23 protein-coding genes and 1 pseudogene are annotated in these 26,498 nt (G+C 50.9%); 11 read left to right on the top strand and 13 right to left on the bottom strand.

The window, feature by feature from the left end; translation table 11 throughout:
- Positions 1–105 precede the first annotated feature (105 nt).
- The 6 genes from queF to ACUTQ5_RS19175 all read right to left on the bottom strand — a co-directional run bounded on the left by queF (position 106) and on the right by ACUTQ5_RS19175 (position 5,425).
- Entirely contained in the window at positions 106–948 is an 843-nt protein-coding gene (gene queF / locus ACUTQ5_RS19150) for an NADPH-dependent 7-cyano-7-deazaguanine reductase QueF (RefSeq protein WP_445652524.1), read from the bottom strand.
- Positions 926–1,822 carry a queuosine precursor transporter gene (locus ACUTQ5_RS19155; protein WP_445652525.1) on the bottom strand — a complete coding sequence of 299 codons (897 nt, stop codon included), beginning with the start codon at positions 1,820–1,822 and terminating at the stop codon, positions 926–928. The genes queF and ACUTQ5_RS19155 overlap by 23 nt, the downstream gene beginning before the upstream one ends.
- Positions 1,823–2,437 (bottom strand): helix-turn-helix domain-containing protein, encoded by a 615-nt coding sequence (locus ACUTQ5_RS19160; RefSeq protein WP_261092620.1) that lies wholly within the window; start codon positions 2,435–2,437, stop codon positions 1,823–1,825.
- 547 nt (positions 2,438–2,984) lie between these two features.
- A complete protein-coding gene (locus tag ACUTQ5_RS19165) occupies positions 2,985–4,280 on the bottom strand; it encodes a cytosine permease (protein WP_445652526.1) in 1,296 nt (431 codons plus the stop codon).
- Positions 4,281–4,299: 19 nt separating this feature from the next.
- The gene (locus tag ACUTQ5_RS19170) at positions 4,300–4,989 is read right to left on the bottom strand and encodes a helix-turn-helix transcriptional regulator (protein ID WP_445652579.1); all 690 of its coding nucleotides are present in this window, start codon (positions 4,987–4,989) and stop codon (positions 4,300–4,302) included.
- A gap of 25 nt (positions 4,990–5,014) precedes the next feature.
- The gene (locus tag ACUTQ5_RS19175; RefSeq protein WP_445652527.1) at positions 5,015–5,425 is read right to left on the bottom strand and encodes a GNAT family N-acetyltransferase; all 411 of its coding nucleotides are present in this window, start codon (positions 5,423–5,425) and stop codon (positions 5,015–5,017) included.
- Positions 5,426–6,362: 937 nt separating this feature from the next.
- On the opposite strand from ACUTQ5_RS19175, the gene ACUTQ5_RS19180 reads away from it, so the two are divergent.
- Genes ACUTQ5_RS19180 through ACUTQ5_RS19205 form a run of 6 tightly spaced genes read left to right on the top strand, consistent with a single transcriptional unit; the run spans position 6,363 to position 13,680 of the window.
- On the top strand, positions 6,363–8,897 hold the full coding sequence (locus ACUTQ5_RS19180) for a DUF2169 domain-containing protein (RefSeq protein ID WP_445652528.1): 2,535 nt from the start codon (positions 6,363–6,365) through the stop codon (positions 8,895–8,897).
- On the top strand, positions 8,894–9,964 hold the full coding sequence (locus tag ACUTQ5_RS19185; RefSeq protein WP_445652529.1) for a pentapeptide repeat-containing protein: 1,071 nt from the start codon (positions 8,894–8,896) through the stop codon (positions 9,962–9,964). Before ACUTQ5_RS19180 ends, ACUTQ5_RS19185 begins: the two co-directional genes overlap by 4 nt.
- Positions 9,965–9,974: 10 nt before the next feature.
- Positions 9,975–10,580 carry a DUF3540 domain-containing protein gene (locus ACUTQ5_RS19190; protein WP_445652530.1) on the top strand — a complete coding sequence of 202 codons (606 nt, stop codon included), beginning with the start codon at positions 9,975–9,977 and terminating at the stop codon, positions 10,578–10,580.
- A 10-nt stretch (positions 10,581–10,590) separates the two neighbouring features.
- Positions 10,591–10,983: a DUF4150 domain-containing protein gene (locus tag ACUTQ5_RS19195; RefSeq protein WP_012146887.1), complete on the top strand. Its 393-nt coding sequence runs from the start codon at positions 10,591–10,593 to the stop codon at positions 10,981–10,983.
- A gap of 46 nt (positions 10,984–11,029) precedes the next feature.
- A complete protein-coding gene (locus tag ACUTQ5_RS19200) occupies positions 11,030–13,339 on the top strand; it encodes a type VI secretion system Vgr family protein (protein ID WP_445652531.1) in 2,310 nt (769 codons plus the stop codon).
- Positions 13,340–13,350: 11 nt separating this feature from the next.
- Positions 13,351–13,680, top strand: a complete 330-nt coding sequence (locus tag ACUTQ5_RS19205) for a hypothetical protein (RefSeq protein ID WP_445652532.1) — start codon at positions 13,351–13,353, stop codon at positions 13,678–13,680.
- Positions 13,681–13,740: 60 nt separating this feature from the next.
- On the opposite strand, the gene ACUTQ5_RS19210 is transcribed toward ACUTQ5_RS19205, so the two are convergent.
- Together ACUTQ5_RS19210 and ACUTQ5_RS19215 are read right to left on the bottom strand one after the other, a co-directional pair.
- Positions 13,741–14,649, bottom strand: a complete 909-nt coding sequence (locus ACUTQ5_RS19210) for an alpha/beta hydrolase (RefSeq protein WP_445652533.1) — start codon at positions 14,647–14,649, stop codon at positions 13,741–13,743.
- A gap of 212 nt (positions 14,650–14,861) precedes the next feature.
- Positions 14,862–16,250, bottom strand: coding sequence for an FAD-dependent oxidoreductase (locus ACUTQ5_RS19215; RefSeq protein ID WP_445652534.1), 1,389 nt, complete (start codon positions 16,248–16,250; stop codon positions 14,862–14,864).
- 808 nt (positions 16,251–17,058) lie between these two features.
- Here ACUTQ5_RS19215 and ACUTQ5_RS19220 point away from each other — a divergent pair.
- Positions 17,059–17,274, top strand: a pseudogene (locus ACUTQ5_RS19220) (IS3 family transposase); the annotation flags it as partial.
- 279 nt (positions 17,275–17,553) lie between these two features.
- Here the strand turns inward: ACUTQ5_RS19220 and ACUTQ5_RS19225 are convergent.
- The 5 genes from ACUTQ5_RS19225 to ACUTQ5_RS19245 form a co-directional block, all read right to left on the bottom strand.
- Positions 17,554–17,949: a hypothetical protein gene (locus ACUTQ5_RS19225; RefSeq protein ID WP_445652535.1), complete on the bottom strand. Its 396-nt coding sequence runs from the start codon at positions 17,947–17,949 to the stop codon at positions 17,554–17,556.
- A gap of 647 nt (positions 17,950–18,596) precedes the next feature.
- Positions 18,597–19,061 carry a hypothetical protein gene (locus tag ACUTQ5_RS19230; protein ID WP_445652536.1) on the bottom strand — a complete coding sequence of 155 codons (465 nt, stop codon included), beginning with the start codon at positions 19,059–19,061 and terminating at the stop codon, positions 18,597–18,599.
- An 11-nt stretch (positions 19,062–19,072) separates the two neighbouring features.
- Complete coding sequence (locus ACUTQ5_RS19235; RefSeq protein WP_445652537.1) at positions 19,073–19,924, bottom strand: winged helix-turn-helix domain-containing protein; 852 nt, start codon at positions 19,922–19,924, stop codon at positions 19,073–19,075.
- Positions 19,925–20,134: 210 nt separating this feature from the next.
- A complete protein-coding gene (locus ACUTQ5_RS19240) occupies positions 20,135–20,821 on the bottom strand; it encodes a helix-turn-helix domain-containing protein (RefSeq protein ID WP_445652538.1) in 687 nt (228 codons plus the stop codon).
- A 118-nt stretch (positions 20,822–20,939) separates the two neighbouring features.
- Positions 20,940–21,266, bottom strand: a complete 327-nt coding sequence (locus ACUTQ5_RS19245; RefSeq protein ID WP_445652539.1) for a hypothetical protein — start codon at positions 21,264–21,266, stop codon at positions 20,940–20,942.
- 505 nt (positions 21,267–21,771) lie between these two features.
- On the opposite strand from ACUTQ5_RS19245, the gene ACUTQ5_RS19250 reads away from it, so the two are divergent.
- From ACUTQ5_RS19250 to ACUTQ5_RS19265, 4 genes are all read left to right on the top strand, one after another.
- The gene (locus ACUTQ5_RS19250) at positions 21,772–22,305 is read left to right on the top strand and encodes a fimbrial protein (protein WP_445652540.1); all 534 of its coding nucleotides are present in this window, start codon (positions 21,772–21,774) and stop codon (positions 22,303–22,305) included.
- 105 nt (positions 22,306–22,410) lie between these two features.
- Complete coding sequence (locus ACUTQ5_RS19255) at positions 22,411–22,941, top strand: fimbrial protein (protein ID WP_445652580.1); 531 nt, start codon at positions 22,411–22,413, stop codon at positions 22,939–22,941.
- Between the two features lie 52 nt (positions 22,942–22,993).
- Complete coding sequence (locus tag ACUTQ5_RS19260) at positions 22,994–25,543, top strand: outer membrane usher protein (RefSeq protein ID WP_445652541.1); 2,550 nt, start codon at positions 22,994–22,996, stop codon at positions 25,541–25,543.
- Positions 25,544–25,732: 189 nt separating this feature from the next.
- Entirely contained in the window at positions 25,733–26,464 is a 732-nt protein-coding gene (locus ACUTQ5_RS19265) for a fimbria/pilus periplasmic chaperone (protein WP_445652542.1), read from the top strand.
- Positions 26,465–26,498: the final 34 nt, after the last annotated feature.

Genomic DNA, 26,498 nt, shown 5'->3' on the forward strand with positions numbered 1-26,498 from the left:
GAGGGTTGTTTTGAAGATAGTTGTTAACGACGGTAATGGCGAAAAATAACAAAAAGATGACGGGGAAAGTAATGCCCCCGGGCGGGGGCAAGACAAGACGAACGCTTATTGCCTGATCAAACGGCCCAGGGTCGGCGCCGTTTCGAAATCGCTGCGGAACGGGTTGATGTCCAGACCGCCGCGGCGCGTATAGCGGGCGAACACGCTGAGTTTCTCCGGTTGGCAGCTTTGTTTGATGTCGTTGAAAATACGCTCGACACATTGCTCGTGGAACTCGTTATGCTGGCGGAAGGAGATAAGATAGCGCAGCAGGCACTCGCGATCGATTTTACGGCCATGATAGTGGATCACCACGCTGCCCCAGTCCGGCTGATTGGTCACCAGACAGTTGGATTTCAGCAAGTTTGAGGACAGCGTCTCCATCACCATTTTCGCCTGTTCGCTGGTGGCACCAATCAGATATTCAGGTTTGAAATCAAAGTCATCCACGGTGATATCCAGATCGTCGATATTGATGCCCGGCAGGGCGTCTATCTGTGCCGAATAACCGTCTAACCCCGGATACAGCTTCACCCCAACCTGACCATTGGCGGCCTGCGACAGATCTTTTTGCATCGCGGCACTGACCTGTTCCACGCTGTTGAAGCGCGTCTGGTTAAAACTGTTGAGATACAGCTTGAATGATTTGGACTCGATAAGATTGGTGGAAGAATGGGGCAGGGTAAATTCACCAATGCCCACTACCGGCTTGCCTTTGGCGTTGAGCCAGGAAAGTTCGAAGGCGGTCCACAGGTCAAAACCGTGGAACGGCAGCTGCTGTTCATCCACGCCGATCAAATCGCGACCGCGTGCGCGCGGCAGGGCTTCGAGCAATTCGGGAGCATACTGTTCCGGGTAATCGGAGTTGGTGCCAAGATGGGTGATTTTATCTTGTTTTTTGATATGCATATTCATTGCTCCTTGCATGATCGGTATTGATATAGCGGTTAAACAGGCTGCGAGCGGCGTAAATCGGCCCGACACCCACCAGGGCGTAGACCACCTTGATCAAGAATTGTGACAGGATCATGGTCTTGATGATATCCCAGCTCAGAACGTTGTAGAACGCCAGCGTGCAAAACACCACGCTGTCGATGGCCGAGGCGACCACGGTGCTGGTGATCACGCGCACAAACAGGTAGCGGGAGTTGGTCAGCTCTTTGATTTTGCACAGCAGGTAAGAGTTGACGTTCTCGGAGATTAAATAGGCGGCAGATGAGGCCACCAGCACCGCCATGATGCTGTGGACGATACCGTCATAAGTCTTGCTGAACTCCCACTGTGGAATGCTCGGTACCAACGTGGTTGCCCAAACGCCCAGCACAAAAATCAGGTTGGCCATAAACGAGATGATAATCGTGCGCCTGGCCAGCCGCAGTCCATAAAATTCGTTCAGAATATCCACTAGGATAAAGGTCAGGGGATAAATAAATATCGCCGGGGGAGTAATGATGTTCAACGCTGCAATTTCAATCGGCTTGACGCCGCACAGGGTTGAGAAGATATAAATCACGCTGAGTGCCACGGTAATGATCAGATAGGCGTACCAGGATCTTTCATGGCGATCGCTGAGCTCATAGGCGGTTTGCTGCTGGTTGTTACCGTAGATTTTGCGATACAGCGCCTGTAGCTCATGTCGGCTCAAATCTTCCGATATGTCGCTGTCGGCCAACTCATTGAGCCCCATGGTAATGGTTTTGCCGGTGGCTAATACCATGACATTGGCAGCCAGAGTGCCATGCCGGGTAAAGCCCAATAGCTTGAACTTTTGATTCGGTTCCATTTATAGCCTTTCTCCAATGATATAACCCAGGAATTGCACGGTATCCTGATGATTTTTCTCCATGCTATTTTCTTCTTTGTCATTAACCACAAAGAAGCCGTATTTTCCCGAGTGATACAATAAAGGCGAATCGCAAACTAATACCGGCGGGCGTTTTATAATAATGACCTCGCCTGGGATAAATGAACCTTTTATTTCGGTCTCTATGCGCATTGCTACCATATTTGACTCATCGCCGAAGAAATAAGTCAAAGGGAACTCTGTGACCAGTTGGCCAATCTTCTTGCCGGCAACCGCTAAATAACGCGACTGCGGAATAACAGGAATTGCGGAAGGGTTTTTATTGCCTTCGGTGGACAGGGTTTCATTGAGCAGCTCCAGCTTTTCCAGATCATAGTCTTCGATCTCTTCGCAGGAAACGCCAAAGAAATCTGAAATCCGGTTAACCGTGGCTTGCTGCACGTTGTTGACCTTTCCATCGAGGATCTTGTAGATAGTGGTGCGTGTCAGGCCAGTACGGTTAGAGAAGGACGCCTTGGTTTCGCCGCGGGTACGCATCAGATATTCAATATTCTTAATGATGTTGCTTTTGCGCTGGGCGTTAGTGGTCTTCATAAGCATTCCTTACAATATTCTGGCCGGCTTTACTATATCGCACGCGCTGACATTGTCCAGAACTGCCACCGGAAGTGGGGCGGTAACCGGCTGATTAATCGTTGAAAACGTATGTTCAATTGCCTGGTATCACATCCAATAATGCTTTCACCCGATAGAGCCTAAAGTGGAGTGAAATTAATTAAATAAAAATCAATTGCTTAGACGGAGAGCTCATTAAAGTGAACACAAAAGTGAATTTTGTGTCTACTTTTGTGTTGACCACGCTGCTTTTTGTGAGCTACTGTTCATTCATACTGAAGTGTTTCTTGACGGTCAAAATAATTAACTAGAGATTGTCCAACAACTTCTATAATAAAAGCCTAGGGAGGGAGGCGTTTCCATTCTCTGGGTATTAAAGGATGTTTTAGCTATCGACACCAGGGAATTCCAATTACGTCTTCAGTTTTAAAACCACAGTTTTCATTGCGTCAGATCCCCAGTTTATTGTTTTGCCACTCCCCAGTTGCTGGAGAATGGCGATGACATTTTGCCGCTAGCGATCGGCTCAGCCTTGCGCCGGGGCCGGTTTCTGCGAACGATTCAGCGCCAACTTGAATACCCAATACAGCAGGCTGGCGGCCAGTAATGAGTTGATGGTCGGCACGCCCCATTCGGTCACTAACCCGACGATGCTGCCGGCAATGCTGGCGACGATCGCTGTCCAGCCAATGGTCGGCGTCTGGCCGGGCAGTTTGCCTTCCCGGCGACTGTCATCGAGAATTTTACGGTGAGTGCGCAGCAAGTAATAATCCACCAGCATCACGCCGATAATCGGTGGGAACACCACGCCCAGTACCGTCAGGAAGTCGACGAACCTGTCCAGGATCCCCAGCACCGAAAGCGTGGTGCCCAACACGCCAATCACCAGCGTGGTGGCGGTATATTTCAGCCTTTTACCGGTCATGCCCTCAACCGCGTTGACGATGCCCAGGGAAGATGAGTACAGGTTGAGGTCATTGACCCTTAAGGTGGAGAACACCACCACCAGCAGGCCTGCGCCCCCGGCGACCTGCGACATGATGGTCACGACGTCCGCCGTGCCGAGCGTTTTGGCGATCAGCAGCGCCAGACCGTTAACCACGAACTCCCCGGCGACAATGGTGAGCAGGGTCACGCCAAACACGTGCTTGCCGTTTTTAGAGTAACGCGTCAGATCGGGGGTCATCAGGCTGGCCACGATGGCACCACCGACCACGATGGTGATGCCGGCACTGATCGACAGTGGCTCACCTGGCGGCATTAATTGAATAATTTCCGGCAGATTATGGCCGGTGAGGGTGATGTAAGAGATATAGGCTACCAGCATAATAAACATCGGTACCGCAATTCGGGCGGCGATACGCAATGCCTTGAAGCCAAAGGCCACCAGTATGGTCAGCAGGGTACCGGACATGCCGGCCGCCAGACCAAAGCCCAGCTTATTGCCCAGCGCGAAATCCAGTGACTTGGCGAAAATGGCGTTCTGTATGCCAAACCAGCCCAGCAGGCTGACGGCCACCACCACGCCGATCAGCACCGAACCCAGCCGGCCAAAACCGCACCAGCGGGCCAGCAGGCTGCCGGAGATCCCTTCGCGCATCCCTGCCAGCCCGAGGCCATAGGTCACTACGCCAAAGATCAGGCTGCCGACGAAAATGGCGGTAAAGGCATCGAACAGCGTCATTGAGTGGCCCAATACGGCGCCGAGCATAAACTGATCCAGCGCGGTCAGCATGCCCATATGCACAATGGCCACGCTTAAAAACGAGACTCTTTTATCCTGAGGTACCCGGGTTAACGGATAGTCTTCAATTTTGATCACGGTGAGATATTCCTTGCTGTTAAATAAACTGGATGCCTTTAGCTATCAGACGATCGGGAATGTAATTGTCCAGATGCGCATATTTGCAAAATTCTTCAAACTGCTGCTGTGTATGGACGTCAGATTTTTGATAGATGTTATATATTCTATTTTCTATGGTTTTATTGCTGATGTTGTATATTTTGGCGATCTCTTTTACCGACAGCCGTTGCAACATTAAAAATATTACGTCAAGTTCGGCTCGGGTGAAAATCGTGCTATTGGTTTCTGTGGTCAGAACGCTGGGTTTTTGTTGATTGATAAATTTCAGCGGAGATAAGGTGTTGAGCGGTTTGGCGTTCCACATCACCCCAACCACTTCTTTTTTATCGTTGTAGATCGGCAGTTTTTCGCTGATAAACGGGGCCAGACTGTCTTTTCCGTACCAATAATGCGTTTCTATTACTGCAACCCGTTCCCGCGAGACCTCTGTCATTTTGTCATGTTCGACAAAATCAGCCGCGCATTCGGCCCAGTCGGCGGGAAACTCGCCGTCCAGCTTACCGGCTACATCAAAATCAAGCGGCGTATTGGTATAGAGGTAGGCGGCATGGTTCATGTAAATATGACGGGATGCCAGATCCTTAATGCCCCATGGCTCACTTAAGTGCTCCATCATGGCAATCAGACCTTTCAAATAAAATTCATTATTTTTATCGGGCGAATCCATTCTGACCTCTCCGATGACAACCGGATTAAATCTCTTTTGCCAGGTAGTGGCGCGTATGCTTCTTGGCATAGCCATCTAGGTTGCCGTACAACTGATAGCCCAATTTTTCGTAAAAGCCGCGGGCCTGGAAATCGAAGGTATCGACATAGGCCATGTGGCAACCGCGCTTCTTGGCTTCTTCTTCTGCCTGGAGCATCAGTTGACGGCCATAGCCGCTTTTACGATGCTGGCCGCTGACCCAAAGATATTGCACTTCAAGCCCGCCCCACCAGGTTCTGGCCACCAGTCCGGCAACGATTTTACCTTCATCATCGGTCACGGTCAGGAACAAGGGGTGGATATCAACGTGTTCGGTTTTTTCATTATGAGCCCAAAGGCTGTCGATAACGAACTTTTCATCCTGCGGATTTGGCTGGTCGGTAATATTGATTTTCATAGATGTGATATAATTCCCTTTGATAATAATGTTTTATGGCAACCAAATTAAGGCTTGTCAACGGGTTTAACTATCACTTTTCGTAATGTATTACAAGGGTGTTTTTCACCCGTTCCCGTCAGGGAGCCAAGGGTTTATATTAACTGTGACAAGGCTAGAAAATAGCGTAATACGCGGTAATAAATAGCGGTTTGCCTTGCTCAGTCAATCTATTCCTATTGTGCCTCACCAGGGCCTCATCCAAGAAATACATTAGCCTTTCAGGCTCCACTGGTAGAGCAAGTCAACTTGCCAAAGGGGAGCCGCTATCTTCAGCCTTCTGATGAATCTGCGTTGAAATTTGCTACTTTGCATTGTCGATCGTCGGTCGACAGAGTGGAGGGTCTTAGCGGCGGTTTGTCAGAGGGTGGGAGCAGAGGAGGTTGAGGCTACTGGGTTGTTTTAATGCGGGGATAACACCGACGGCTCAATTCAGCTCGCCGTATTTCAAAACAACCTGTGTGGCTTGATCAATCAGGGCCTTAACGAGGTGTGATTCAATCCTTTTCTTTTCCTCCAGTCTTCCAGTTTAAAATCTATATCAATATCCATGGAGCACCACCTTATATTGATAATATAAGGGAATGACGCTTATTAGTAATAGAAGCTACTTTGGGTTAATGCAAAAAAATATCATATTAACACCGTTAATTAGGAATAATCTTAATTGTGGGTTTTCAGTCTCTGCAATGTGAGACAAGGGCTAACCGACCAGAAAGCGTTAGCCCCGTTGGCGCTTGGCCTGGCGTAGCAGCTGCCTTTTATTCACCGACATTGGGGAGTCAACACTTCTAACACCCATCTTGCACTCATTCGGTTAATGAGATAGAAAACTAGGCAGATGTATTATCCCCTTTTTTAATCGCGTTCATTAACTGGCTGCCTAAAGGCGCATTATATGAAGATTATTAAGCCGCTGCGTCTGAGCGTATTAAATCGACCTTTCCGCCAGCAGGGTAAAAATTATCTCGGCGTTTCTGTGCTGGCACTGCTGGATATGGGCGCAATGCCCCAGTTGCGTCCGGAAGTGGAATTATGGCAACTGGCGGCGGAAGAACTGCAAACCAGCGGCGGCGTTATCGATGTGGCCATACCGAAAGTCCGGGCTGAATTTCTGGCGACGGGTAATGTTTATACCCATCATCAGAAGGAAAAAAGCAGTTGCGCAGTGCGTATTGATGTGGGGAGCCTCAGCAAGACCCTGTTGGCTTTTGGCGATCGTTTCTGGTCTGGTTCGCAGCCGACCCCGCCACGCAATTTTGAGTCGATGCGCCTCGACTGGAGCCGTGCTTTTGGCGGTGCAGGATACGAAGAGAACCCTCATGGTATTGGCGCCGTGGAAGAGCAGCACAACGGCGTGGCTTATCGTCGCTTGCCGAATATCGAACCGCTACATCAGCGTATGACCTCACAGCGGCAGCAGCCCGAGCCGGTAAGTTTTGGGCCGCTGGACATGACCTGGCCGCGTCGTTTTAAGCGCATGGGCAAAGCCTATGATGCCAACTGGCTGAAGAATGATTTTCCAGGCTTGGCCCGCGACGCCGACTGGCGTGTATTCAATGCCGCCAGCCCGGATCAATGGTGGCCGGAACAAGATGAACTGCCGCCTGAAGCCGAGTGGCGCATTTGGAATATGCATCCGGAAAAACCGCTACAGTCGGGCAAACTGCCACCGTGGCGGGCGCGCTGTTTTATCAATCGTCAGCGCGGGGATGAGACGCTATTTGAAGAGATTGCGCTGCGTGCCACCACGGTCTGGTTCTTCCCGCATCGGGAACAGATGATGCTGATCTGGCAGGGAAGTTGCCGCATTAACGAGGATGATGCGGCGGATGTGCTGCAACTGATGCCGGCGCTGGAGAAAAACGGCACCACTCGCTCGGCCAATCACTATCGCAAGGTGCTGGCCCAGCGGCTGGATAAAGGGAAGGGCGCGCTGTTTGCCTTCCGTGAAAAAGATTTGTTGCCGGAAGATCTGATCGGTCCCTGGATTGACAGCGAAATGCAACAAACTGACAGCCCGATGCAAAACAATATGCAAAACCGGGTAAGCAAAATACGCGAACAGCACCGCGCCAGGCTTGAGGCTGAAGGGCGGGATGTTAACGAGCTACTGGCGGAGACTTCGCAGCCAGAGATGCCGAGGCTGGATGAACTGCCGGAGTTTGTCGAACGACTGGAGCGCCAGGCTGAGGAGATGAAAGCGCAGGCCGAGGCCCGCCAGGTTGAAGTGGAAGCCCGCCAGGGGGCTAAACAAGATAATCGGCCGCGTGGCCCGGAATCAATGCACCGTATGCAGGAAATGCTGCATCAACATGCGGACAGCATGACGGCGAAGAAACTGGCGCAGAGCCGCGAATCGCTGCACCAGATGTATCTGATGGCGGTTTTGCATCAACCGCCGGCGAAGCGCATGACGGGGGATATCGCCAGAATCATTCGCCAGCGCGCGTCGAACACCATGGCGTGCGGAGGGGACTTTAGCGAGTTGGATTTCACCGGTGCGGACCTCTCCGGCATGGATTTTCGCGGCGCTAATTTCCGTAAGGCGTTGTTGGAAAACGCCGATCTCAGCGGTTGCCAGTTGGACGGCGCTGATTTTAGCGAGGCGATGCTGGCGCGAACCGATTTGCGTAACAGTTCGCTGCGTGAATGCAATCTGACCAAGGCCAGCCTGGTGTTGGCCCAGTGCCAGCAGACCGATTTTAGCGGTGCCAACCTGACGGAAACCCAATTGGAAGACGCCCTGTTTGAAGACTGTGACTTCAGCCGCGCCAGGTTAAAAACACTGTTGCTGCGCAAGATCGGTATTAGCCATTGCCGTTTCCACCGTGCTGAGCTGGAGGAGTGTATCGTTATGAATTTAACGCTGCCGCAGCTCGACTTCAGTGAGGCCAGGCTGCATAAGACCGTCTTCCAACAGTGCGAGTTGCAGGCTGCGGTCTTCAACGGTGCGTGGCTTGAGAGCTGTAACTGGGTGGAGAGCAAACTGCCGTACGCCCAGTTTAAAGCGGCCAGCTTGCTGACCTGCGCAGCCGTAATGGAGAGTGACTTAAGCGGCGCGGACTTTAGCGAAGCGACGCTGAAAGAAAGTAACCTGCGCCAGGCTTTACTTGTGCAGACGAACTTTAAATTGGCAAAGGTGGAGAATAGCGATCTCAGTGAAGCGGACTGTCAGAGGGCGAATTTCACCCGTGCCAACCTGGTTGGGAGCCTGTTAATCCGCACTGATTTCCGCCAGGCCAATTTCACCGGAGCCAACCTGATGGGCGCACTGATGCAGAAAACCCAGTTGGGTGGCGCGGACTTAACCGGTGCCAATCTGTTCCGCGCCGATCTGTCACAATCCTTTATTAATAGGGAGACACGGCTGGACAAAGCCTTTACCAGCCGGGTGAAAACGCTGCCGAAGCGTGATGAGGAACTGTCATGACGACGCTGAGCGCGGCAGAGCTACAGCAGAAAATAAAAAATGGCGAGCTGATTAACGCCTGCAACCTCGATGGCCTCGAACTGCAAGGGAGCGACCTGTCCGGCGGAATTTTTCAGGATGTCTCACTGCAGGGGGCGAACCTGCAGGCGGCCAATTTACATGAAGCGGTATTTAATGAGTGTCTGTTGAATGGGGTGAAGCTGAGTGGTGCGCGCATGCAGCAGAGCGTGTTTAACGACTGTGAAATGACGGCTATCAGCGCCTGCGACACGTTAATGGCGCAGTGCATCTTTAATCATTGTGAGATTGGCAACGGCGATTTCTCCCGCAGCAGGTTCGACGCTTGTCAATTTATGCGCAGCCCACTTTCCGGCAGCACCTTCAACCAGTCCACGCTCGAACGTACCACCTTCTTCGAGAGTTCGCTGGAGGAGGCACAACTGGAGCAGTGCCAGTGCCTGCTGACAACCTTTTTCAACCTCGACTTGCGCACTACCCGTTTGGGCCACAGTCAATTCGACCGGGCCGTCTTTTTCAACTGCGATCAGCGTGGAAAAAGCTATGCCCAGCAGCGCTTTAGCGGATGTCAGTTTACCGATAATCAGCTCGACGAAGTGGATTTTAATGGGGCACAGCTGACGCAGTGCAATTTCAAAGGCGCTTCGCTGAGAAAGGCTCAACTCCGTAAGGTGAACGCCAGCCAGGCGCTGTTTATGAGTGCGGATCTTACCGGTGCCAACTGCCAGGGCAGTCTGTTTGATCAGGCGTTATTCATTGGTGCCAGGTTACAACAGGCCGACTTTAGCCACAGCCGCTTGTTCCAGAGCATTTTGCAGCAGGTGAAGGCTGAAGACAGCAGCTTTGCCCTGTGCGATCTGACCTACAGCGATTTCACCCATGCTGATTTGCGCCGGGCCGATTTTCGCAGTGCCACATTTTCCCGTACCCGATTCCACCGGGCGCAGCAGGAGGGAGCCCATTTTTCCGATCGCCGGGGCATCCTTGAATATGACGAAGAGTTACTGGCTGCCGAGGCCTGGAGCCTTCAGCATCAGAGCCGCCTTTAAGGAGATGAAGATGAACAATATCAACCACAAACTGCTACAAGCGGCAGCACCGCCACTGCAGAGTGCGGGGGTGGTGACCCACTGCTTTTCCAATGGAAGCCTGAGCGTGGAGAGTGAAGGGCGCGGCTGGCACTGCCGGCGTGCCGCCAGCTGCGTTATTGCCCCTCAGACCGGGGATCTGGTGCTTATCACCAGCGTGGATAATCAAGTGTGGCTGCTGGCGGTGCTGGAGCGCGCCAACCCGGAAATGGCCGAACTGAGCGTACCGGGCGATCTGCATATCCGCAGCAGCGGCGAAATCAGCCTCAGCAGCGAAGCGTTTCGCGTCAGCGCCAGCCAAGGCGACTGCCATATCAGCGAAATGCAGTACAGCGGCGATAAGCTTTCCGCCTGGGTAAGCCTTTCGCGCGTGGTGGGCAAGCACACGGAGTCAATCTGGCAAACCATCACCCAGGTGAGCCATAACCTGTTACGCACTACGCGCCAGACGGAGCAGGTACGTGCTGGCCAACTGGATATGCAGGCCGAAGATTATGCGCGTCTGCATGCGCAAAATACCGTTATTACTTCGAAGGCAATCACCAAAGTGGATGCCGAACAGATCCATATGGGCTGAGGAGGCCGCGATGTTTGCCAACTGTCAACTGATGGGCACCGATTTGGCTTTTCCCGATGTCTGCATGACGCCGATGCCGACCCCAACGCCGATACCTTATCCGGATATCGCGCTTGGGCCAACGGCGGTCCCCAACGCGCTGAATATTCTGTTTATGGGCATGCCTGCCCATAACATGGCCACGGTGACGCCGCTGACCAACGGGGATAATCCCGGCGTTGCCACCGGCGTGGCGTCAGGCACCGTGATGGGGCCGTCGCGGCATCTCACCGGTTCCTTCACCGTGCTGCTCAAGGGCACACCGGCGACGCGCCTGACCAGCGTCAGCCTGCAGAACTCAACCAATGCTGTGGGGATACGTGCGGTACCCAGCCAATTCAAGGTACTGATGCTGGCACCATGAGTGGCAGAGCGGCATAACGCAGTCTTAGTTATAGGGGTAAGAAGTTATGTTTGACCGTATCACGGCAACAACGCCTGCGGGTGAAGGAACGCTGAAGTTCTGGAAACTTGGCGGAGAGGAAGTGGTTTCACGTTCATTTGAATTGAGCGTGACGATGCTCAGCACCAACGCCCGCCTGGACCGCAGGGCCATGCTGGGCCAGCCGATTACCCTGACTATCCCTACTCAGGGGCTGCTTGCTGCGCCACGCTATATCAATGGAAAAATCACCAGGGTCAATGTTCACAGTGCGGATATTAATGGTGAGCGTTACGTGGTTTACACGCTGACCATGGAGTCGGACCTGTGGCCGCTGAAGCGGGACCGCAACCAGCGTATATTCCAGAACCAGCGGGTGCCGGACATCATCAAAACGGTACTCGACGAATATGGTGTGCAGATGGAAAACCAGCTCACCGGCAATTACCGCAATTGGGAATATTGCGTGCAGTACCAGGAGAGTAGCTACGACTTTATCTCGCGCCTGATGGAGCTGGAAGGCATTTATTTCTTTTTCCGCCACGAGTCTGGTAAACACACTATGGTGCTGTACGACGCGTCTCAGCAGCACCAGCCGTTTAGCGGTTATGAAGCTATTCCTTACCACGCCACGCCTTCCGGCGGCAGCACCAGCGAAGAAGGGATCGGCCAGTGGGCGATATCCGAGCGGGTGACGCCGGGGATCTACAGCATCGACGACTACGATTTCCGTAAGCCCAACGCATGGCTGTTCCAGGCGCGACAAAACCCAACCTCACCCTCACCGGGCCAGATTGACTACTACGACTGGCCGGGACACTTCGTGGAGCACAGCCACGGTGAAACTTACGCCCGGGTGCGTCAGGAGGAGTGGCAGGCGGAGCATCAGCGCATTGACGCCACGGCTACTGCGTTGGGCATCGTACCGGGGTGCACCTTTGCCCTGCTTAACCCGCCGTTTGCCAGTGACGGCGGAGAGTATCTGGTACTGAGCGCACGTTACGATTTTGAAGAGAATAGCTACGCCAGCGGGGGAGAAGAGGCGGTGCACCGCACCGATTTTGTGGTGATCCCGGCGAGCACGCCGTTCCGCTCAGCGCAGCGTACCCCGTGGCCGCGGACCCATGGCCCGCAAACGGCACGGGTAGTAGGGCCGCAGGGGGAGTCGATTTGGACAGATAAATACGGCCGGGTGAAGGTGAAGTTCCACTGGGATCGTCTGGCGAAAGGGGATGAAAGCAGTTCCTGTTGGGTGCGGGTGTCCAGCGCCTGGGCTGGCCAGGGCTTCGGCGGCGTGCAGATCCCGCGTGTGGGGGATGAAGTGGTGATTGACTTTATCAATGGCGATCCCGACCGCCCGATGGTCACTGGCCGGGTGTATAACGAAGCTTGTATGCCGCCGTGGACGCTGCCCGCCGGCGCTACCATGATGGGCTTTATGACGCGATCCAAAGACGGTCACAGTGATAATTCCAGCCACCTGTTCTTCGAAGATAAGGCGGGCTCGGAGATGGTGCAACTGCATGCCGAAAAAGATATGAATATTTCGGTGGAGAACGATAAAACGGTGACCGTGGATGGCAATCGCACCACCACCATCCAAAAAGATCAGAAGGATGAGGTGTTCGGCAACGCTATCTTCCAATTCCACGGTACACGTACCACGACGGTCGACAAACCCGAAACCAAAACCTTTAAAGACGGTGAAAAGGTCACTATCACCAATGGCCGGACGTCGGATATTACCAGCGGTGGGGAAACGCTAACCATTAAGGGAAAGCGGAGCATCGATACGGATGGTACAGAGAATCAACATGTTACCGGCAAGGTAACCCGCACCTATGACGACGGGATGGACTCTTTCCTCAAAGGGGATCGCTATGACAAAGTCACGGGGAAACGCCATAATATCGTCACCCAGGACGTCACGGACGAGATCCTGGGCGGACGGGTACAAACCATCACCAAGGATGCCAAGACGGATATTCTGGGCAGTTGGAAGCAGACGGTGCAAGGCGGGGTATCCATCACCTCACCGAGAATGATCACCATCGACAGTGCGGAAAAAGTGAGCATCAAGACGCCGCATGCTTTTGAATATAAAGATCATAAAGAGTCCGCTTCCATGTTTTCCTTTGATTTCACAGCGGCGAAAATCGTTACGGAAGGCTATTCTATGAGCGTGACTGCGAGCGGCAAGCTCGGGTTGACCAATATGAAATTTGATAAGACAGCCTTTGATCTTACCACCACCGAGGGGCGTGTCGCTTTTATCGATGCGATGGCTCATGTCGGGAAGATAATGTCATCATTTAACGGTCTGACCATGTTCGGCTAAGGGACGAATCGATGAAGTTTGCGATCATTATTTCAGTGATTCTTACAGTAGGCGTCATTGCCTATATTGTTTATCTGTTTAACCGTGACCATAAAATTCAGACACAGGGGCGGGATATTCAGGCTCGGGTGGAGGAGGTCCATTACATCAGTTCAAATGAGAACGGATCCACCAACATAAAATACCGCCTTTCATGGCATGAAAAGGGGATGACCAAGCAGGTAGAAGGCAAGGAAACCATTCCCGCCTTTTACTCTTCTAAGGTCCAGCAAGGCTGTGAGGTTGAGATCAAGTATCTGGACGATGACCATATTTCGTTTGTTTTCGACAAAAGCAGATAACAAGGTAACTGGCGTAAACGCCTATTTGAGATCATCGCCAGATTAGCAGCATGGTGTTAGTCAGTTGCCTGTTGCTACCGCATCCAATGCCGGCGCGATGGTTGCACTGAACATGGCGCCGTGATCCAGGCCTGGCCATTCCCGGAAATTGACCGCAAGCCCGTTTAGCGTCGCCAGCCGTTCGGCCAGACGCTGAGCGGAGTCGGCGGGGAGCGGTTGCTGTTTGATATTGGGCGGCGCACTACGCATTTTCTCACCGCTGCCGGTCCACAGCCACAGATGGGCGGACATGGCGGGATGCCGTTCAATCACCCGCTGTGCTTCCTGCAGGATAAAGCCCTTTCCCCACCACAGTGAAGGTTCTACGGCGACGTAGTTTTGGAATGCGGCTGGCTGGGTTAACAGCGTATGCAGCACGAACAGGCCGCCGTAAGAGTGCCCCCACAGCGTTTGCCGTTGAGCATCAATGGTCACCTTGGCCGCCACTGCCGGTTTAATCTGGCTTTCGATCAGTTTCAAAAAGGCATCTGCACCACCATTGGCCCACATTCCACCGGTTTGCAGCGGCGCCGGCGTATAATCGTAGCTACGGCCATGGGCATCGATACGCAATTCGTTGTCATAACTGAGCAGTACCAATACCGGCGGTTGTTTTTGCGCGGCAAGCCGGGCCAGTAAGTTGGCATTCAATTCCATCAGCACCGCATTCCCATCCAGCAGGTAGACCACCGGATAGCCGGCCGCTGGCGGGGCAATGCGCGGTTGCGCTATGCGGATACGGTAATGGCGCAGTCCATCGGCTGAATTGAAGCGTAAATCACTGAACTGATAATCAGGTGATGGGCTATCGGCGACGGTCACGCCAATTTTACGCTCCAGATCGGGCCTGGCCTGCGCCAGCATGGGGGAGCCAACGCCGACGAACAGCGTGAAAACCAAGGTAAGACAGCGAAGATAATAAGATGGCATGCTCGGCCTATTCACTTGAAAAACGTCGATATTAACATCTCATTGGCAAATGGGTGATAGGGCTATCGGGCTCAGACGTGAGTTTTCGCGCTTGGGGGGAGGGTGCACTCGTTGAATGCCGCCCTGTATCTATTCCCCCGTTGCCAAAAGCTTAAAAATAGTCGACCAAGGTTCTGAGTGACACAACCTAACCAAGAGCCGAAATGGTTTTGTCAGAGGGAGAGTTCAGAAAGTTTAGCCAGAACATTTTTTTCCGCGGCCTCGAGATTAATGTGCTGGAACGTCTGACAGCCTGAAATTGCCGACTTCAGTATATCTTTCTGTATGTTCCCCCGTTTGTGAGCTATCGAGTAAGGTAGGCAGGTGAAGGTCACCATGTGATAACGTGGAATAAAACGCTGTGGGAAGCGTTTCTCTAACCAGGAAGAAAGTTCCCGTTCAAGCAAGTAATCCGGCGAGCTGACCCGCGAACGCATCTCCTCGTAGTTGTCCAAAGCCATCGCCTGAATGGCTTCAACATCAGGTTTGCGTTGAGTTTCGTAGCGAGAGAGAGCACGCCCTATATCCCCAGACGGTGTTCCCAGACACTCAGCCAAGAACACGGCATCTTCAAAAGCGCAGTTCATACCCTGGCCATGAAACGGTACCATCTGGTGAGCAGCATCACCGATCAACACCGTTTGGTTATAATGCCAACGCGAAACGTGCAGGGTCGCCATCATGCCAACTGGACGAGCCATGTAGTTCGCTTCCAAATCACAAAGTAATCGCGAAAGTGCATTAAATTCAGAATCAAAGAACTGGCGAACGACGTCTCTGTGGTTAAGTGCGGCAAAGCTGGCAAGCTGTTGGCCCTGTATTTTAAGGGGCAGGAAAGCAGTAGCCGTAAAACTGCCATCATGATTTGGCAACGCCATGCACATATACCCGCCACGTGGCCAGATGTGAAGTGCTCTAGGGGTTAGAAGCGCTTGGCGTGCCGCCTCAACGGAGATATCAAGCTCTTTATAGCCATGAGCTAAAATTTCACATTCACAGTCAACGTCACAGACGCGGGTTAGCGCGCCTCTGACTGAGGAATTTGCACCGTCGGCACCGACAATCAGATCAAAAGTGAATGTCGTTCCATGTTGGGTGGTTAATCGGGATGCCTGCAGATCAATCCCCACCAAATCTATATCAAAGAAGAACCGCACACCTTTCTGCTCTGCAACATCCAGTAAATGCGCATTCAGTTGACTACGCTGCACGGACCAGATGACATCATCTTCTCTGGAACTGTAAGCATGGAAACTACTACTTTCTTCCACATGCACCATCCGCCCGGACACAGGGACAGCATAACTCAACACATCCTGTTCAATTCCCGCCAGGCGTAGCGCCTGAAGGCCACGCTCTGCTATGGCCAGATTAAGTGAACGCCCTTCGGGTGCCGGGTGTGTTCGCGGGTCTGCGCGCTTTTCAAATACGATCACTTCAAATCCACGCTGGCGTAGCAGGCAGGCCAGCAAAGGGCCAGCGAGCCCAGCGCCTACAATTGCAACCTGCCGACGTGTCATGCCAGTGGTTTCGGTGATTTCGTGTAATAAATTCATCATCATACTCATCTAAATAAAACTATAGCTGTAGACGAATGCTATTGATCCGTTCAACCAGGGAAAGGTGCTGGAAACGCCAGTTTTTGAAGCTTTGCACAATATCAACCAGTTTTTCACTCAACTAATAAAGTGACCAGTAATGGTTACGCTGTTGATAGATCCGTAACCATTTTTGCGCTATCCTGATTTTTGACTATTTAGTATTTTTCCCGTTGGAGGTAATCACTGTAATTTATCGGGCAGATCCTCTAATTTTTAAATTCATAGGAATGCTTAAAAATCATACAGGCATGATTTTTTATTTTAACTTTTAGGGTGATTAAAAAGCCCGTTAAAATAAAAATGCAAAGATAAAAATAAAATAAATACTATTTTAATTTTTCATTAAAATTATTTTAAATGCATTTAATACATGGCATTGTTATAGGTTTAATTTAAATTATTAGCCAGGTTATAATTGCGGTATTAATGTTTTGCATTTCAATTGAAATGTTCGAAAGCATATTAGGAATTTTTATTGATTTTAGCTAAATTAGTTATAGCTTACTTCCGAAAATAATCAAGAATTGTGTGCGTGATTTTATAGAAGTGAATCCACCTCGATAACTCCAGACGCATTGAGTCTCTTATTCAGGTCTGCGTCTGGATGAGTGACCCACGAACAAAAATCTATGTAGGCAGACGAACCTGCGAAGGGCTATCGACCAAAGAGATCCTCGGATGTCTAAGATGCTTATAGCCCGTGAACTTTATCCACTGATTTTATCAGACCTCGCGCATGCAAATCGTCAGCTCTTGACCTGGGAGCGTCAACAGCCCGATGGAACGTTTTTTTAGAGGTCTGAAAACGGAGTGGGTGCCGGATAATGGATATGCTAATTTTAGTGAAACCAGCACAGCGATAACGAATTACATAACGGGATATTACAGCCAGCTCAGACCTCATCAATATAATGGTGGTTTGGCACCGAATGAATCAGAACGATTGTTCTGGAAAAACTCTAAATTCGTGGCAAATTTTTGTTGACCATTACGATAAAGACCATAACGAAAAGTGGGGTATTCATATCTATCGGGGTATGGTAGGGAGGGCTGACGAGACGGTTGCTGTAGGCAATGTTATCGGTAGTGATTCACAGGTATAGGTACCTTTTATCTCGCTTAGGAATTGCCTGTTTTTTCATTATTGTTACTTTGTGCCGGGGGGCGTCTACTCGCATACTTTTTGCGCACATCATTAGCCCCACCGACGTATTAGTTCTCATCAGGCTCATGGAGTGAAAACGGGTCCGCGGTTTTTTATTTCTCACTCGTAATTAAGAAGTCCCTGATCACGAAAGGATTCCATTAAGGCCTTTTCTCTGACATACATGGGTCTCAACAGGTTTGTGTTCAGGCAAATAGCATTTTTGGGAAACGTGATAAGCGTATTATCTGGAAATCCGCTACGAATTAATGCGGCTCGTGTCTGGAATATGAGTTGATTATAATTGTTCCCCCTCAATCTCCATTCAACACCGGGCCAGATTTCTTTGATTATCTTTTTCTTGCAAGTTACACCTCTGACTAGACACCACAATAACTTGCTTTGATTTCTGCCGAGTGAAACTCGGATGTTTTTACTTTTTAACATTAACTCACTCTCATTGAGTTTTATGTTTTCGTTTTCAAAGTAAATAATTTTTTCTTTTTTTTGTTCCATGACTTTAATTCCCCATGATGTAAGGATTGAAATTGGCATTTATTAATCTACGTTTATTGCGTAATTTTTATTATAATAGAGATGGTTGCGTTACCTTTTTCTCTATTGCGCTCAATTATTTTTTATTATTATCTTGTTTTTAGGTGCACTCCGAATGAGTTCTTAATGGGAATAATCCTAACACCAAAAAAAACCATTATGGTTTTATATGAGTGATTTTACCGCAAGCATAGGTTTTTATTTTGTTTATTTGATTTTTATAGGATTAAACTCCAAGAAAAGAACGATGGCGAGAGGTGGGGGAAAATGAATTTATTCATTCCAAGGGTAATCAGAGTAGCTTTTTAAATAAAATAATAGTTATTTTGTTCTGTTGGCGTTGCATCGCGTTTTGGGCCATGGGGGACTTTGTGTAGAGGTGGCGGGTTTTCAGGGGAAGGCGATGAAATGCGGCAGTAATGGGAGGAGAAACGCAAATCTTCAGGTGGAACTAGGCACCTTGATGATGATCTGCGATACGGAAATGAAAGACATATTTACATTGGAGGGTGTACATAATTCTGTGCCACATGCCGTGTATTGCCCCTTGGGCAGGAAATGTATCTTTAGGGTCAAAAACTATCTTTTCCCAAGAGGCGTTACTCGATCTATTCATGTTTACACAGTATCGGTGTTTCAAGAGGTAATGAAAGGATAAAATTGTTTTTTTCTAGCTCGGTAATTTTTATTTTCATTTTTTCATACTGCAATACTTTAAAAAGGTTGATGAGTGACTTTGTTCTATTCTCCAAATTCAAAGAGTAATATTTTCCTTCTTTTTTATAAATAAAATCAACCATCCCATCGACTAGTTTTGGTGGTTCGTTCGGACAGGAGTAGCGCCCTAAAACGATAAAGTAACCTTTCCCATTCTCTTGAAAGGATAAGAAAACATCAAGTAAACTGGTCATGTCATTACCCTGACAGACTTCAGATGCCATTAATGTACTTAATTTTGCTCTACATTCAAAACTCTGGTTTCTATCGTTTTTTCCCCAAGTCAAAATGATAATTAAAAACAATAAAGATAACAAGAAAATAAACAGAAACACCATTGGTTTTTTTAAACGCACTTCTGACTCCTTTATTCCCTATTTTTATAAGTTTTATGGTTTCTGCATGGAGCCTGACTCCGCGTCTCGCAAAAACTCACTGCGTAGTTTATAATTGATTTTCCTAAAGAATCAATTCTGTCCTCAACGAAATAATAACCCTTAATTTTATTATTGCAGTCTATGTTTTCATTTTTTATGATTGACTTTATGTTTTCCACAGCGTCATTTCTTTCTTTTTCCTTCATTTTCTTATCCAAAAAGTAAAATTCACACTGATTTATGCTGAATATTTTTGTTCTCATAGTGTCCATGAGAAAATATCGGTAAACTTCCGTGTGAAAAGCAACCAGGGTTATAATCACCCCAATTATTAAGAAATTTAAGATAAAAAGCGTGTTTTTTTTAATTTTGCTGCGTACAGGGCTTTCACTTTCCTCTTTTATGGCGTGCTGAATGACGGGTGCTCTGTTGAAATTTTGAATAAAATCAGTCTCAGTCTCAGTCTCAGTCTCAGTCTCAGTCTCAGTCTCAGTCTCAATCTCAATTTCAATCTCAGTCTCAGTCTCAATCTCAGTCTCAAATAAAAAACCATACTTAGGGATGGTGGTTATCACTGTATGGCAATGGCATAATGCCAGCGATTTTCGTAGTAGTGAAATATAGTTATTTAAGTTATTTCCTGATGAACTTATCCCTTTTTTTTCCCATATTTCGTTTAGGATGGCTTCTCGACTTAATGCTATTCCATTGTTTTTTATGAAAAAGAATAAAATTTCGTTAGCGAAGCGAGGGAGCGTTATCATATCGATACTGTTATCGAAAAGATATAATGTTCCATCCAACGGTTTGTATCTTACTAACCCATTGATGATAAAGTTCATATTCGCCCCAGTATAAAAATGCCCTTACTCTTAATTCCATCCTTACATGATATAACAAATTATGGGTTCTTGTCTTCGTCGGATAGGCACGAGGACTCTGTGTTAGTTTTCCCATGAAGATGGTTTTAGATCTTTTTTGAAATTAATGAAAATTGAATGTTAAATGATCTGTAAAAACCTTGTTATCTCATATGAAATAATTTTACTCGTTTAGGCGATAGAGATTAGGGGGGGCTCTGAGGCGGGAAGCGTCCAACGGCTTGTGGTGGGGCATTCGGTTGGCGGCCAATGGGCGGCCAACTGACCTATCACGTTGCGGAGCAGCCAGTAATTGAGATCTGGCGAACGGTTGATCCCCAATTTCACCATGGCATTATGTTTATGAGCACTCACGGTTTTCTGGCTGATATGCAAAGCGCGGCTGATCTCGCAGGCGCGCAGGCCATCGGCCAGGTAACCTAAGATCTCTCTTTCGCGCGGTGTTAGCTGGGGTGAAGAAGAAGCAAGAGAGACCGGGTTGCGTTTTTGCGGGTGAAGGAGGGGGAGGGTGTCTAACGTTCGTGTCATGATCTGCATGGCTGAGTCCAGGCTCTGGCGGCGATAAAAAATCCCATCCAGATCCTGGTATTGGGTTTTATCAAAGAGGCCGGGTGTTTGCTTGAACATAAAAATACGCTGATGTTGGGGGCACGTTTGACGCTGGGTTAAATAGCGCCGTTGCGCCCCCTTTTGTTCGGAAGAAAAGAAGATCACATCGGCGTAGTCTTTGGCAGCGAGCGTACGGCTAAATACCCAATTAACCCGTAGGTGGTTAAAATGCTCCACGATCGCCTGCGTAAAACCAAGAGCAAAATAGATATTGGGTTCCACGATCAGCACATTCACTGGCGATGTCATGGGGCCTCCTGCATTAAGATTGTGAACCCGTTGGGGGGCCACGTCGGTTATCAACACACTGCCGGGCCCTCAGGTCGGCAGGTTCTCACGGTCTCTGCTTCCCGGCGGCAGACGGCTTTCATCCCCCGCCGTCCCGGCCCACCTTTTCCGGGCAGATAGACCAACGCAGGGCGTTTTTCACCGGGTGTGGGGTCACTTGTATCCAGCCTTTTGAAACCATTTTCAGTAATAAATACCGGGTTTTATAAATACTAAAGTTACAGCTTTCAGCGATGTCACGGGTGCTTGGCCAGGTTTCAGGGGCACCCGGTGTCCGCCCAGCCTGGGGGGCCCAGAGTTGCAGGATAGCCTCGACCAGCCGAGCGTTTGGAGGGGACAACGCGACGGGGTCTTTGATAAATAGATTCATGCCGTCCTTCCTTATCCATTGCAGTGGCGCTTGCAAACAGGCCTCCTGGAGCGGGGCGCTCTCCGTGACAACCGCGTTAATTTCACGCCTGGAAAGGTTGCGTTGTCCTGATGACGAAGGGAATAAATCAAATCCTTCTCGCTCACGGTGCGTCCTAATAGAGGGGCCTCATTTTGGTTTATTGTATCGCAAATAATTAAATGTCGATCTATTATATCGCATTATTTTAATTATTCAGAATGATAATCTGTTTAAATGATTTTTTTCAAGATTAAAGATCGCAATTATTATTTGTTGTCCGGGGTGAATAGCGTTATCTCGTGTATTTAAACGTAGTATGTTTTTTATGTTTTAAAAATGATTTCTGTTTGCAATAATTTATTCCGTAGGCCGACAGGACAGGTTGCATTAGCTTTTTTATATGGGGCCTCCTGCGCTCATTGGCTATTAGAGTCAATGTTTGTCTGTTTATTGTAAATAGTTCAGGACTGAGTGTGAATGAATATAAGTTCATCACCATTAATAACTTAAGGATAATACAATGCAATTAAATAAAATTATGATGGCGACCGTGGTTGCTTTTGGTATGTCTTCTTTCGCTCATGCTGCAGATCAAGGACACGGCAAAGTCACATTTACCGGCTCTATTATTGATGCACCTTGCTCTATTGCCCCGGAGTCTATCGAGCAGACGGTTGAACTGGGGCAGGTTTCTAATGCGGCGCTGAAAGACGGCGGCAAGTCCACACCCAGGAATTTTAGTATCAAGCTGGAAGACTGCTCATTTGGCACACCTGCGGCCAAAAACAAAGTGCAGGTGACGTTCACGGGCATGGAATCGGTTGCCGGAAACGGTTTGTTGGGTATTACCGGGACGGCCAAAGGGGCAAGCGTTGCCATCACCCAGGGGGATGGTGACGTTATCGAGTTAGGTAAAGCGACCAAAGAGCAGGTATTGCAGGACGGCGGTGCCACGCTGAACTTCGCGGCTTACATGCAGGGCGATGGTCCGTCAGCGACAATCACTGAAGGTGCCTTCCAGGCGGTGGCGGACTTCACGCTCGCGTATAACTAAACCCTTTTTTTATTCCCTTTATTTTACATATTGGTGTGCCTGTGCATGCGGGGTTCCCGCATGCCTTTTTTCATGAGTCACTCAAAGGAATAATGAATGATGCGCATGAAAAGGACCGTGTTGAGCGTATTTTTATGCCTGTCCCCCGCCGTATTTATTTCTGCACCGGCGGCCGGAAATTTGGCCGGTTGGGGGCAGGTTAATATGCAGGGAAGTATTATTGATACAGCTTGCGCCATTGCGGTAGACAGTCGTGATCAAAGTGTCGATATGGGCATCATTCCCCTGGCGGATATTATTCGTGATGGTCAGGGGCGCAGCAAACCCTTTTCAATAGACCTGGTCAATTGCGTGCTCGACCGTCCCGGAAAAGAAGGCTGGAAACACTTTCAGGTCACCTTTGATGGCGATCCTGATGGGGGATTATTTGGTGTTCGTGGTGGGGCTTCAGGTGTGGGGCTACAAATCGCCGACAGCCTGGGCAATATCGTCTCACCCGGCAAGGCGTTGCCCTTTATCGATATTATTCCCGGCAGTATGCAATTGAATTACTCCCTGAAACTGGTGGCCAATAACGATGTTTTAACGTCTGGCGATTATTTTTCCTCTCTTCGCTTCAAGGTGGATTATTTCTGAAGACCCCTCGCACGGCGTCGTAAATGCGTATTGATAATAAAAAGGTAAGGATATGGGATTGTCACCAACAGGAAAACTGGTTCGGCGCCAGGCGGTGGGGCTGTGCGTTTCGCTGGCACTGGGCACGTCGATGACCGTGGTCTACGCGGCAGACGACATTCAGTTCAATATCGATGTGCTGGACGTCAATGACCGGAAAAATATTGATCTGAGCCAGTTTTCCCGTGGTGGTTATATCATGCCGGGGACGTACGACATGGTGGTCCATGTCAACAAAAATGATCTGCCAGAGCAGCAAGTGCCTTTTTTTGCGCCGGAAGATGAACCGGGCGGCAGCCGGGCCTGTATCAGCACGGCACTGGCGAATGAGCTGGGCTTCAAGGCCTCGGTGCTTAAGGACCTGACCTGGTGGCATGACGGCGAGTGTCTGGATGAAGAAAGCGTGCCGGGAATGGAAATACGGGGAGACCTGGCCACCAACGGTCTGTATCTCAACATTCCGCAAGCCTTCCTGGAGTACAGCGACGAGAACTGGGATCCCCCATCTCGCTGGGATGAAGGCATTCCCGGTCTGCTGTTTGACTACAACGTGAATGCGCGCAGTCAGCACCAGCAGCGAAACGGTTCTCGGGGGTACAACTTCAGTGGTAACGGCACCACCGGGACCAACCTGGGGGCGTGGCGCTTGCGGGCAGACTGGCAGGCCAACCTTGACCACCAGACCGGATCGGGGCAATCGACCCGCCAGCAACTGGACTGGAGCCGGTATTACGCCTACCGGGCGGTGCCGTCGCTGCGGTCGAAGCTGACGCTGGGGGAGAGCTACCTGGATTCGGGGATGTTCGACAGCTTCCGTTTTACCGGGGCGAGCCTGATATCGGACGACAACATGCTGCCGCCGAACCTGCGCGGGTATGCCCCGGAAGTGGTGGGGGTGGCGAAAACCAACGCCAAAGTCACCATCAGCCAACAGGGCCGGGTGTTGTACGAGACCACGGTGGCCGCGGGGCCGTTCCGCATTCAGGACATCAACGACGCGGTCAGCGGTGAGCTGAATGTGCGGGTTGAGGAGCAGGACGGCGGCGTGCAGGCGTTTGTGGTGAACACCGCCAGTATCCCGTACCTGACGCGGCCGGGGTCGGTCCGTTTCAAACTGGCGAGCGGCAAACCGTCGGACTGGCAGCACCATTCACGCGGCCCGCTGTTCGGCACCGGCGAGTTCTCCTGGGGGGTCAGCAATGGTTGGTCACTGTACGGCGGTGCGCTGGCGGGGGGGGATTACAACGCCCTGTCACTGGGTATCGGGCGTGACCTGCTGCTGTTGGGGGCGTTGTCGTTCGACGCCACACAGTCGCGGGCGCGGTTGCCGCAGGAAGGCGGCACGCTCAGTGGCGGCTCTTATCGCCTGAGTTACTCGAAGGACTTTGACGAGTACGACAGCCAGGTGACCTTCGCCGGCTACCGCTTCTCTGAGGAGGACTTCATGAGCATGAGCGAGTACCTGGATGCGAAATACTACGGCACCCGGACCGGCAACGGCAAGGAGATGTACACCATCACCTTCAACAAGCATTTCCGCGACTGGGGGCTGAGCAGCTACGTCAACTACAGCCACCAGACGTACTGGGACCGGCCGGCCAACGACCGTTACAACCTGACGGTATCGCGTTATTTCGACGTGGGCCGGTTTAAAAACCTGAGCCTGTCGCTGTCGGCGTACCGCAATAACTATAACGAGACCAAGGACGACGGAGCTTATCTCTCGCTGTCGATGCCCTGGGGGAGCACCGGGACGGTGAGTTACAACACCACGGTGAACCGCAATGACACCACGCATCAGGTGGGGTACTACGACCGGATTGATGAGCACAACAACTATCAGTTGCGTGCCGGCCGCTCACGCAGCGGCGTGAATGTCAACGGGTATTACACCCATGAAGGCGACAAGGCACGCATGAGCGCCAATGCCAGCTATCAGGAGAACCAGTACAGCGCCGTCGGCATGTCGATGCAGGGGGGCATGACGCTCACCGCGAACGGCGGGGCTCTGCACCGCGCCGGCATGTTGGGCGGGACCCGCATGCTGATTGACACGAATGGCGTGCCGAACGTGCCGGTGCGCGGCTACGGCAGCACCACCAACACCAACGCCTGGGGCAAGGCAGTGATTGGGGACGTCAACAGCTACTACCGTAACAAGGCGAGTATTGATGTGAACAAGCTCGGTGATCACGCCGAAGCGACGACGTCGGTGGTGCAGGCCACGCTGACCGAAGGCGCTATTGGCTATCGGAAGTTTGACGTGATTGCCGGCGCCAAGGCGATGGCGGTGATTAAGCTGGCCGACGGCAGTGAACCGCCGTTTGGTGCGACGGTGATGAATGCACGGAAGCAGGAAACAGGCATCGTTAACGACGGCGGCAGTGTCTACCTGAGTGGTCTCAACGCCGGCGATGTCATGACGGTACGCTGGAATGGCAGCGCGCAATGCGAGGTGCGAATGCCAACCCCACTGCCAGCCGACATGCTGATGAATACGCTGTTGTTGCCGTGTCATCCTCTCAGTGCACAGGCAGAGACTGAAAGACGGGCGGATCCATAGCCTGTGACCACACACGAAGCAAAACGGGCTACGTAACCGCCACGCGGAAGGATGAAAACGCGGGGCGGGTTTAACCAACATGCAATGAGGCCGTGATGGCCGGGAATGAAGAACATGCGTAAAAGTGAACTGAATGTGAAGACCCCTCACCCTGGCCCTCTGGCCGTATTAGCGCACAGGAATACCCTGATGTCGGGGGTCGTGGCGGGCCTGCTGCTGGGGGCCGTGATGGTCGAGTCTGCTCAGGCGGCCATCGCTCTGGACCGAACCCGGGTGATTTTTGACGGCGACCAGAAGTCAGTGAGCCTGAACGTCAGCAACCAGAACAAACAGTTGCCGTACCTGGCACAGGGCTGGATTGAGGACGACCAGGGCAACAAAATCCAGAGCCCGCTGACGGTGCTGCCCCCGGTGCAGCGTATCGAGCCCGGCAAGCCGAGCCAGGTGAAAATCCAGGCGCTGCCGGCGGCGAAGCTGCTCAAGCAGGACCGTGAGACGCTGTATTACTTCAACCTGCGGGAAATCCCGCCGACGAGCTCCAAGCCAAACACCCTGCAAATCGCGCTGCAGTCGCGTATCAAGCTGTTCTACCGCCCTGCCTCGATTGCGATGGACAAGAACGCGCCGCCGCCACAAGAGCAACTGACCCTGACAAAGCAGGGCGACAAGTACGTGGTCAACAATCCCACGCCGTATTACGTCACTCTGGTGGATGCGAGCAGCAAGAAAGACGGTCCGGGCATCAAAAGCTTTGAGCCGATGATGGTGCCGCCACAGGGCAGCCTCCCGTTGACGGTGACAGTGTCGGCGGTGGGCAACAGCCCGGTGCTGACCTACGTCAACGACTACGGCGGCCGACCGCAACTGAGTTTTAGCTGCACCGGCAGCACCTGTACGGTGATGCCGGTGAAGAAGGCGTAGCAGAACACTGTCGGGCGGTGCCGGGCACCGACGA

It is taken from the genome of Serratia sp. NA_112.1 (assembly GCF_052691715.1).

What these genes read in the sequence shown, in the direction of transcription:
- queF (WP_445652524.1), bottom strand. Translation starts at nt 948, where the DNA reads ATGCATATCAAAAAACAAGATAAAATCACCCATCTTGGCACCAACTCC.
- ACUTQ5_RS19155 (WP_445652525.1), bottom strand. Translation starts at nt 1,822, where the DNA reads ATGGAACCGAATCAAAAGTTCAAGCTATTGGGCTTTACCCGGCATGGC.
- ACUTQ5_RS19160 (WP_261092620.1), bottom strand. Translation starts at nt 2,437, where the DNA reads ATGAAGACCACTAACGCCCAGCGCAAAAGCAACATCATTAAGAATATT.
- ACUTQ5_RS19170 (WP_445652579.1), bottom strand. Translation starts at nt 4,989, where the DNA reads ATGGATTCGCCCGATAAAAATAATGAATTTTATTTGAAAGGTCTGATT.
- ACUTQ5_RS19175 (WP_445652527.1), bottom strand. Translation starts at nt 5,425, where the DNA reads ATGAAAATCAATATTACCGACCAGCCAAATCCGCAGGATGAAAAGTTC.
- ACUTQ5_RS19180 (WP_445652528.1), top strand. Translation starts at nt 6,363, where the DNA reads ATGAAGATTATTAAGCCGCTGCGTCTGAGCGTATTAAATCGACCTTTC.
- ACUTQ5_RS19185 (WP_445652529.1), top strand. Translation starts at nt 8,894, where the DNA reads ATGACGACGCTGAGCGCGGCAGAGCTACAGCAGAAAATAAAAAATGGC.
- ACUTQ5_RS19190 (WP_445652530.1), top strand. Translation starts at nt 9,975, where the DNA reads ATGAACAATATCAACCACAAACTGCTACAAGCGGCAGCACCGCCACTG.
- ACUTQ5_RS19195 (WP_012146887.1), top strand. Translation starts at nt 10,591, where the DNA reads ATGTTTGCCAACTGTCAACTGATGGGCACCGATTTGGCTTTTCCCGAT.
- ACUTQ5_RS19200 (WP_445652531.1), top strand. Translation starts at nt 11,030, where the DNA reads ATGTTTGACCGTATCACGGCAACAACGCCTGCGGGTGAAGGAACGCTG.
- ACUTQ5_RS19205 (WP_445652532.1), top strand. Translation starts at nt 13,351, where the DNA reads ATGAAGTTTGCGATCATTATTTCAGTGATTCTTACAGTAGGCGTCATT.
- ACUTQ5_RS19210 (WP_445652533.1), bottom strand. Translation starts at nt 14,649, where the DNA reads ATGCCATCTTATTATCTTCGCTGTCTTACCTTGGTTTTCACGCTGTTC.
- ACUTQ5_RS19215 (WP_445652534.1), bottom strand. Translation starts at nt 16,250, where the DNA reads ATGATGATGAATTTATTACACGAAATCACCGAAACCACTGGCATGACA.
- ACUTQ5_RS19225 (WP_445652535.1), bottom strand. Translation starts at nt 17,949, where the DNA reads ATGGAACAAAAAAAAGAAAAAATTATTTACTTTGAAAACGAAAACATA.
- ACUTQ5_RS19235 (WP_445652537.1), bottom strand. Translation starts at nt 19,924, where the DNA reads ATGAACTTTATCATCAATGGGTTAGTAAGATACAAACCGTTGGATGGA.
- ACUTQ5_RS19240 (WP_445652538.1), bottom strand. Translation starts at nt 20,821, where the DNA reads ATGACATCGCCAGTGAATGTGCTGATCGTGGAACCCAATATCTATTTT.
- ACUTQ5_RS19250 (WP_445652540.1), top strand. Translation starts at nt 21,772, where the DNA reads ATGCAATTAAATAAAATTATGATGGCGACCGTGGTTGCTTTTGGTATG.
- ACUTQ5_RS19255 (WP_445652580.1), top strand. Translation starts at nt 22,411, where the DNA reads ATGAAAAGGACCGTGTTGAGCGTATTTTTATGCCTGTCCCCCGCCGTA.
- ACUTQ5_RS19260 (WP_445652541.1), top strand. Translation starts at nt 22,994, where the DNA reads ATGGGATTGTCACCAACAGGAAAACTGGTTCGGCGCCAGGCGGTGGGG.
- ACUTQ5_RS19265 (WP_445652542.1), top strand. Translation starts at nt 25,733, where the DNA reads ATGTCGGGGGTCGTGGCGGGCCTGCTGCTGGGGGCCGTGATGGTCGAG.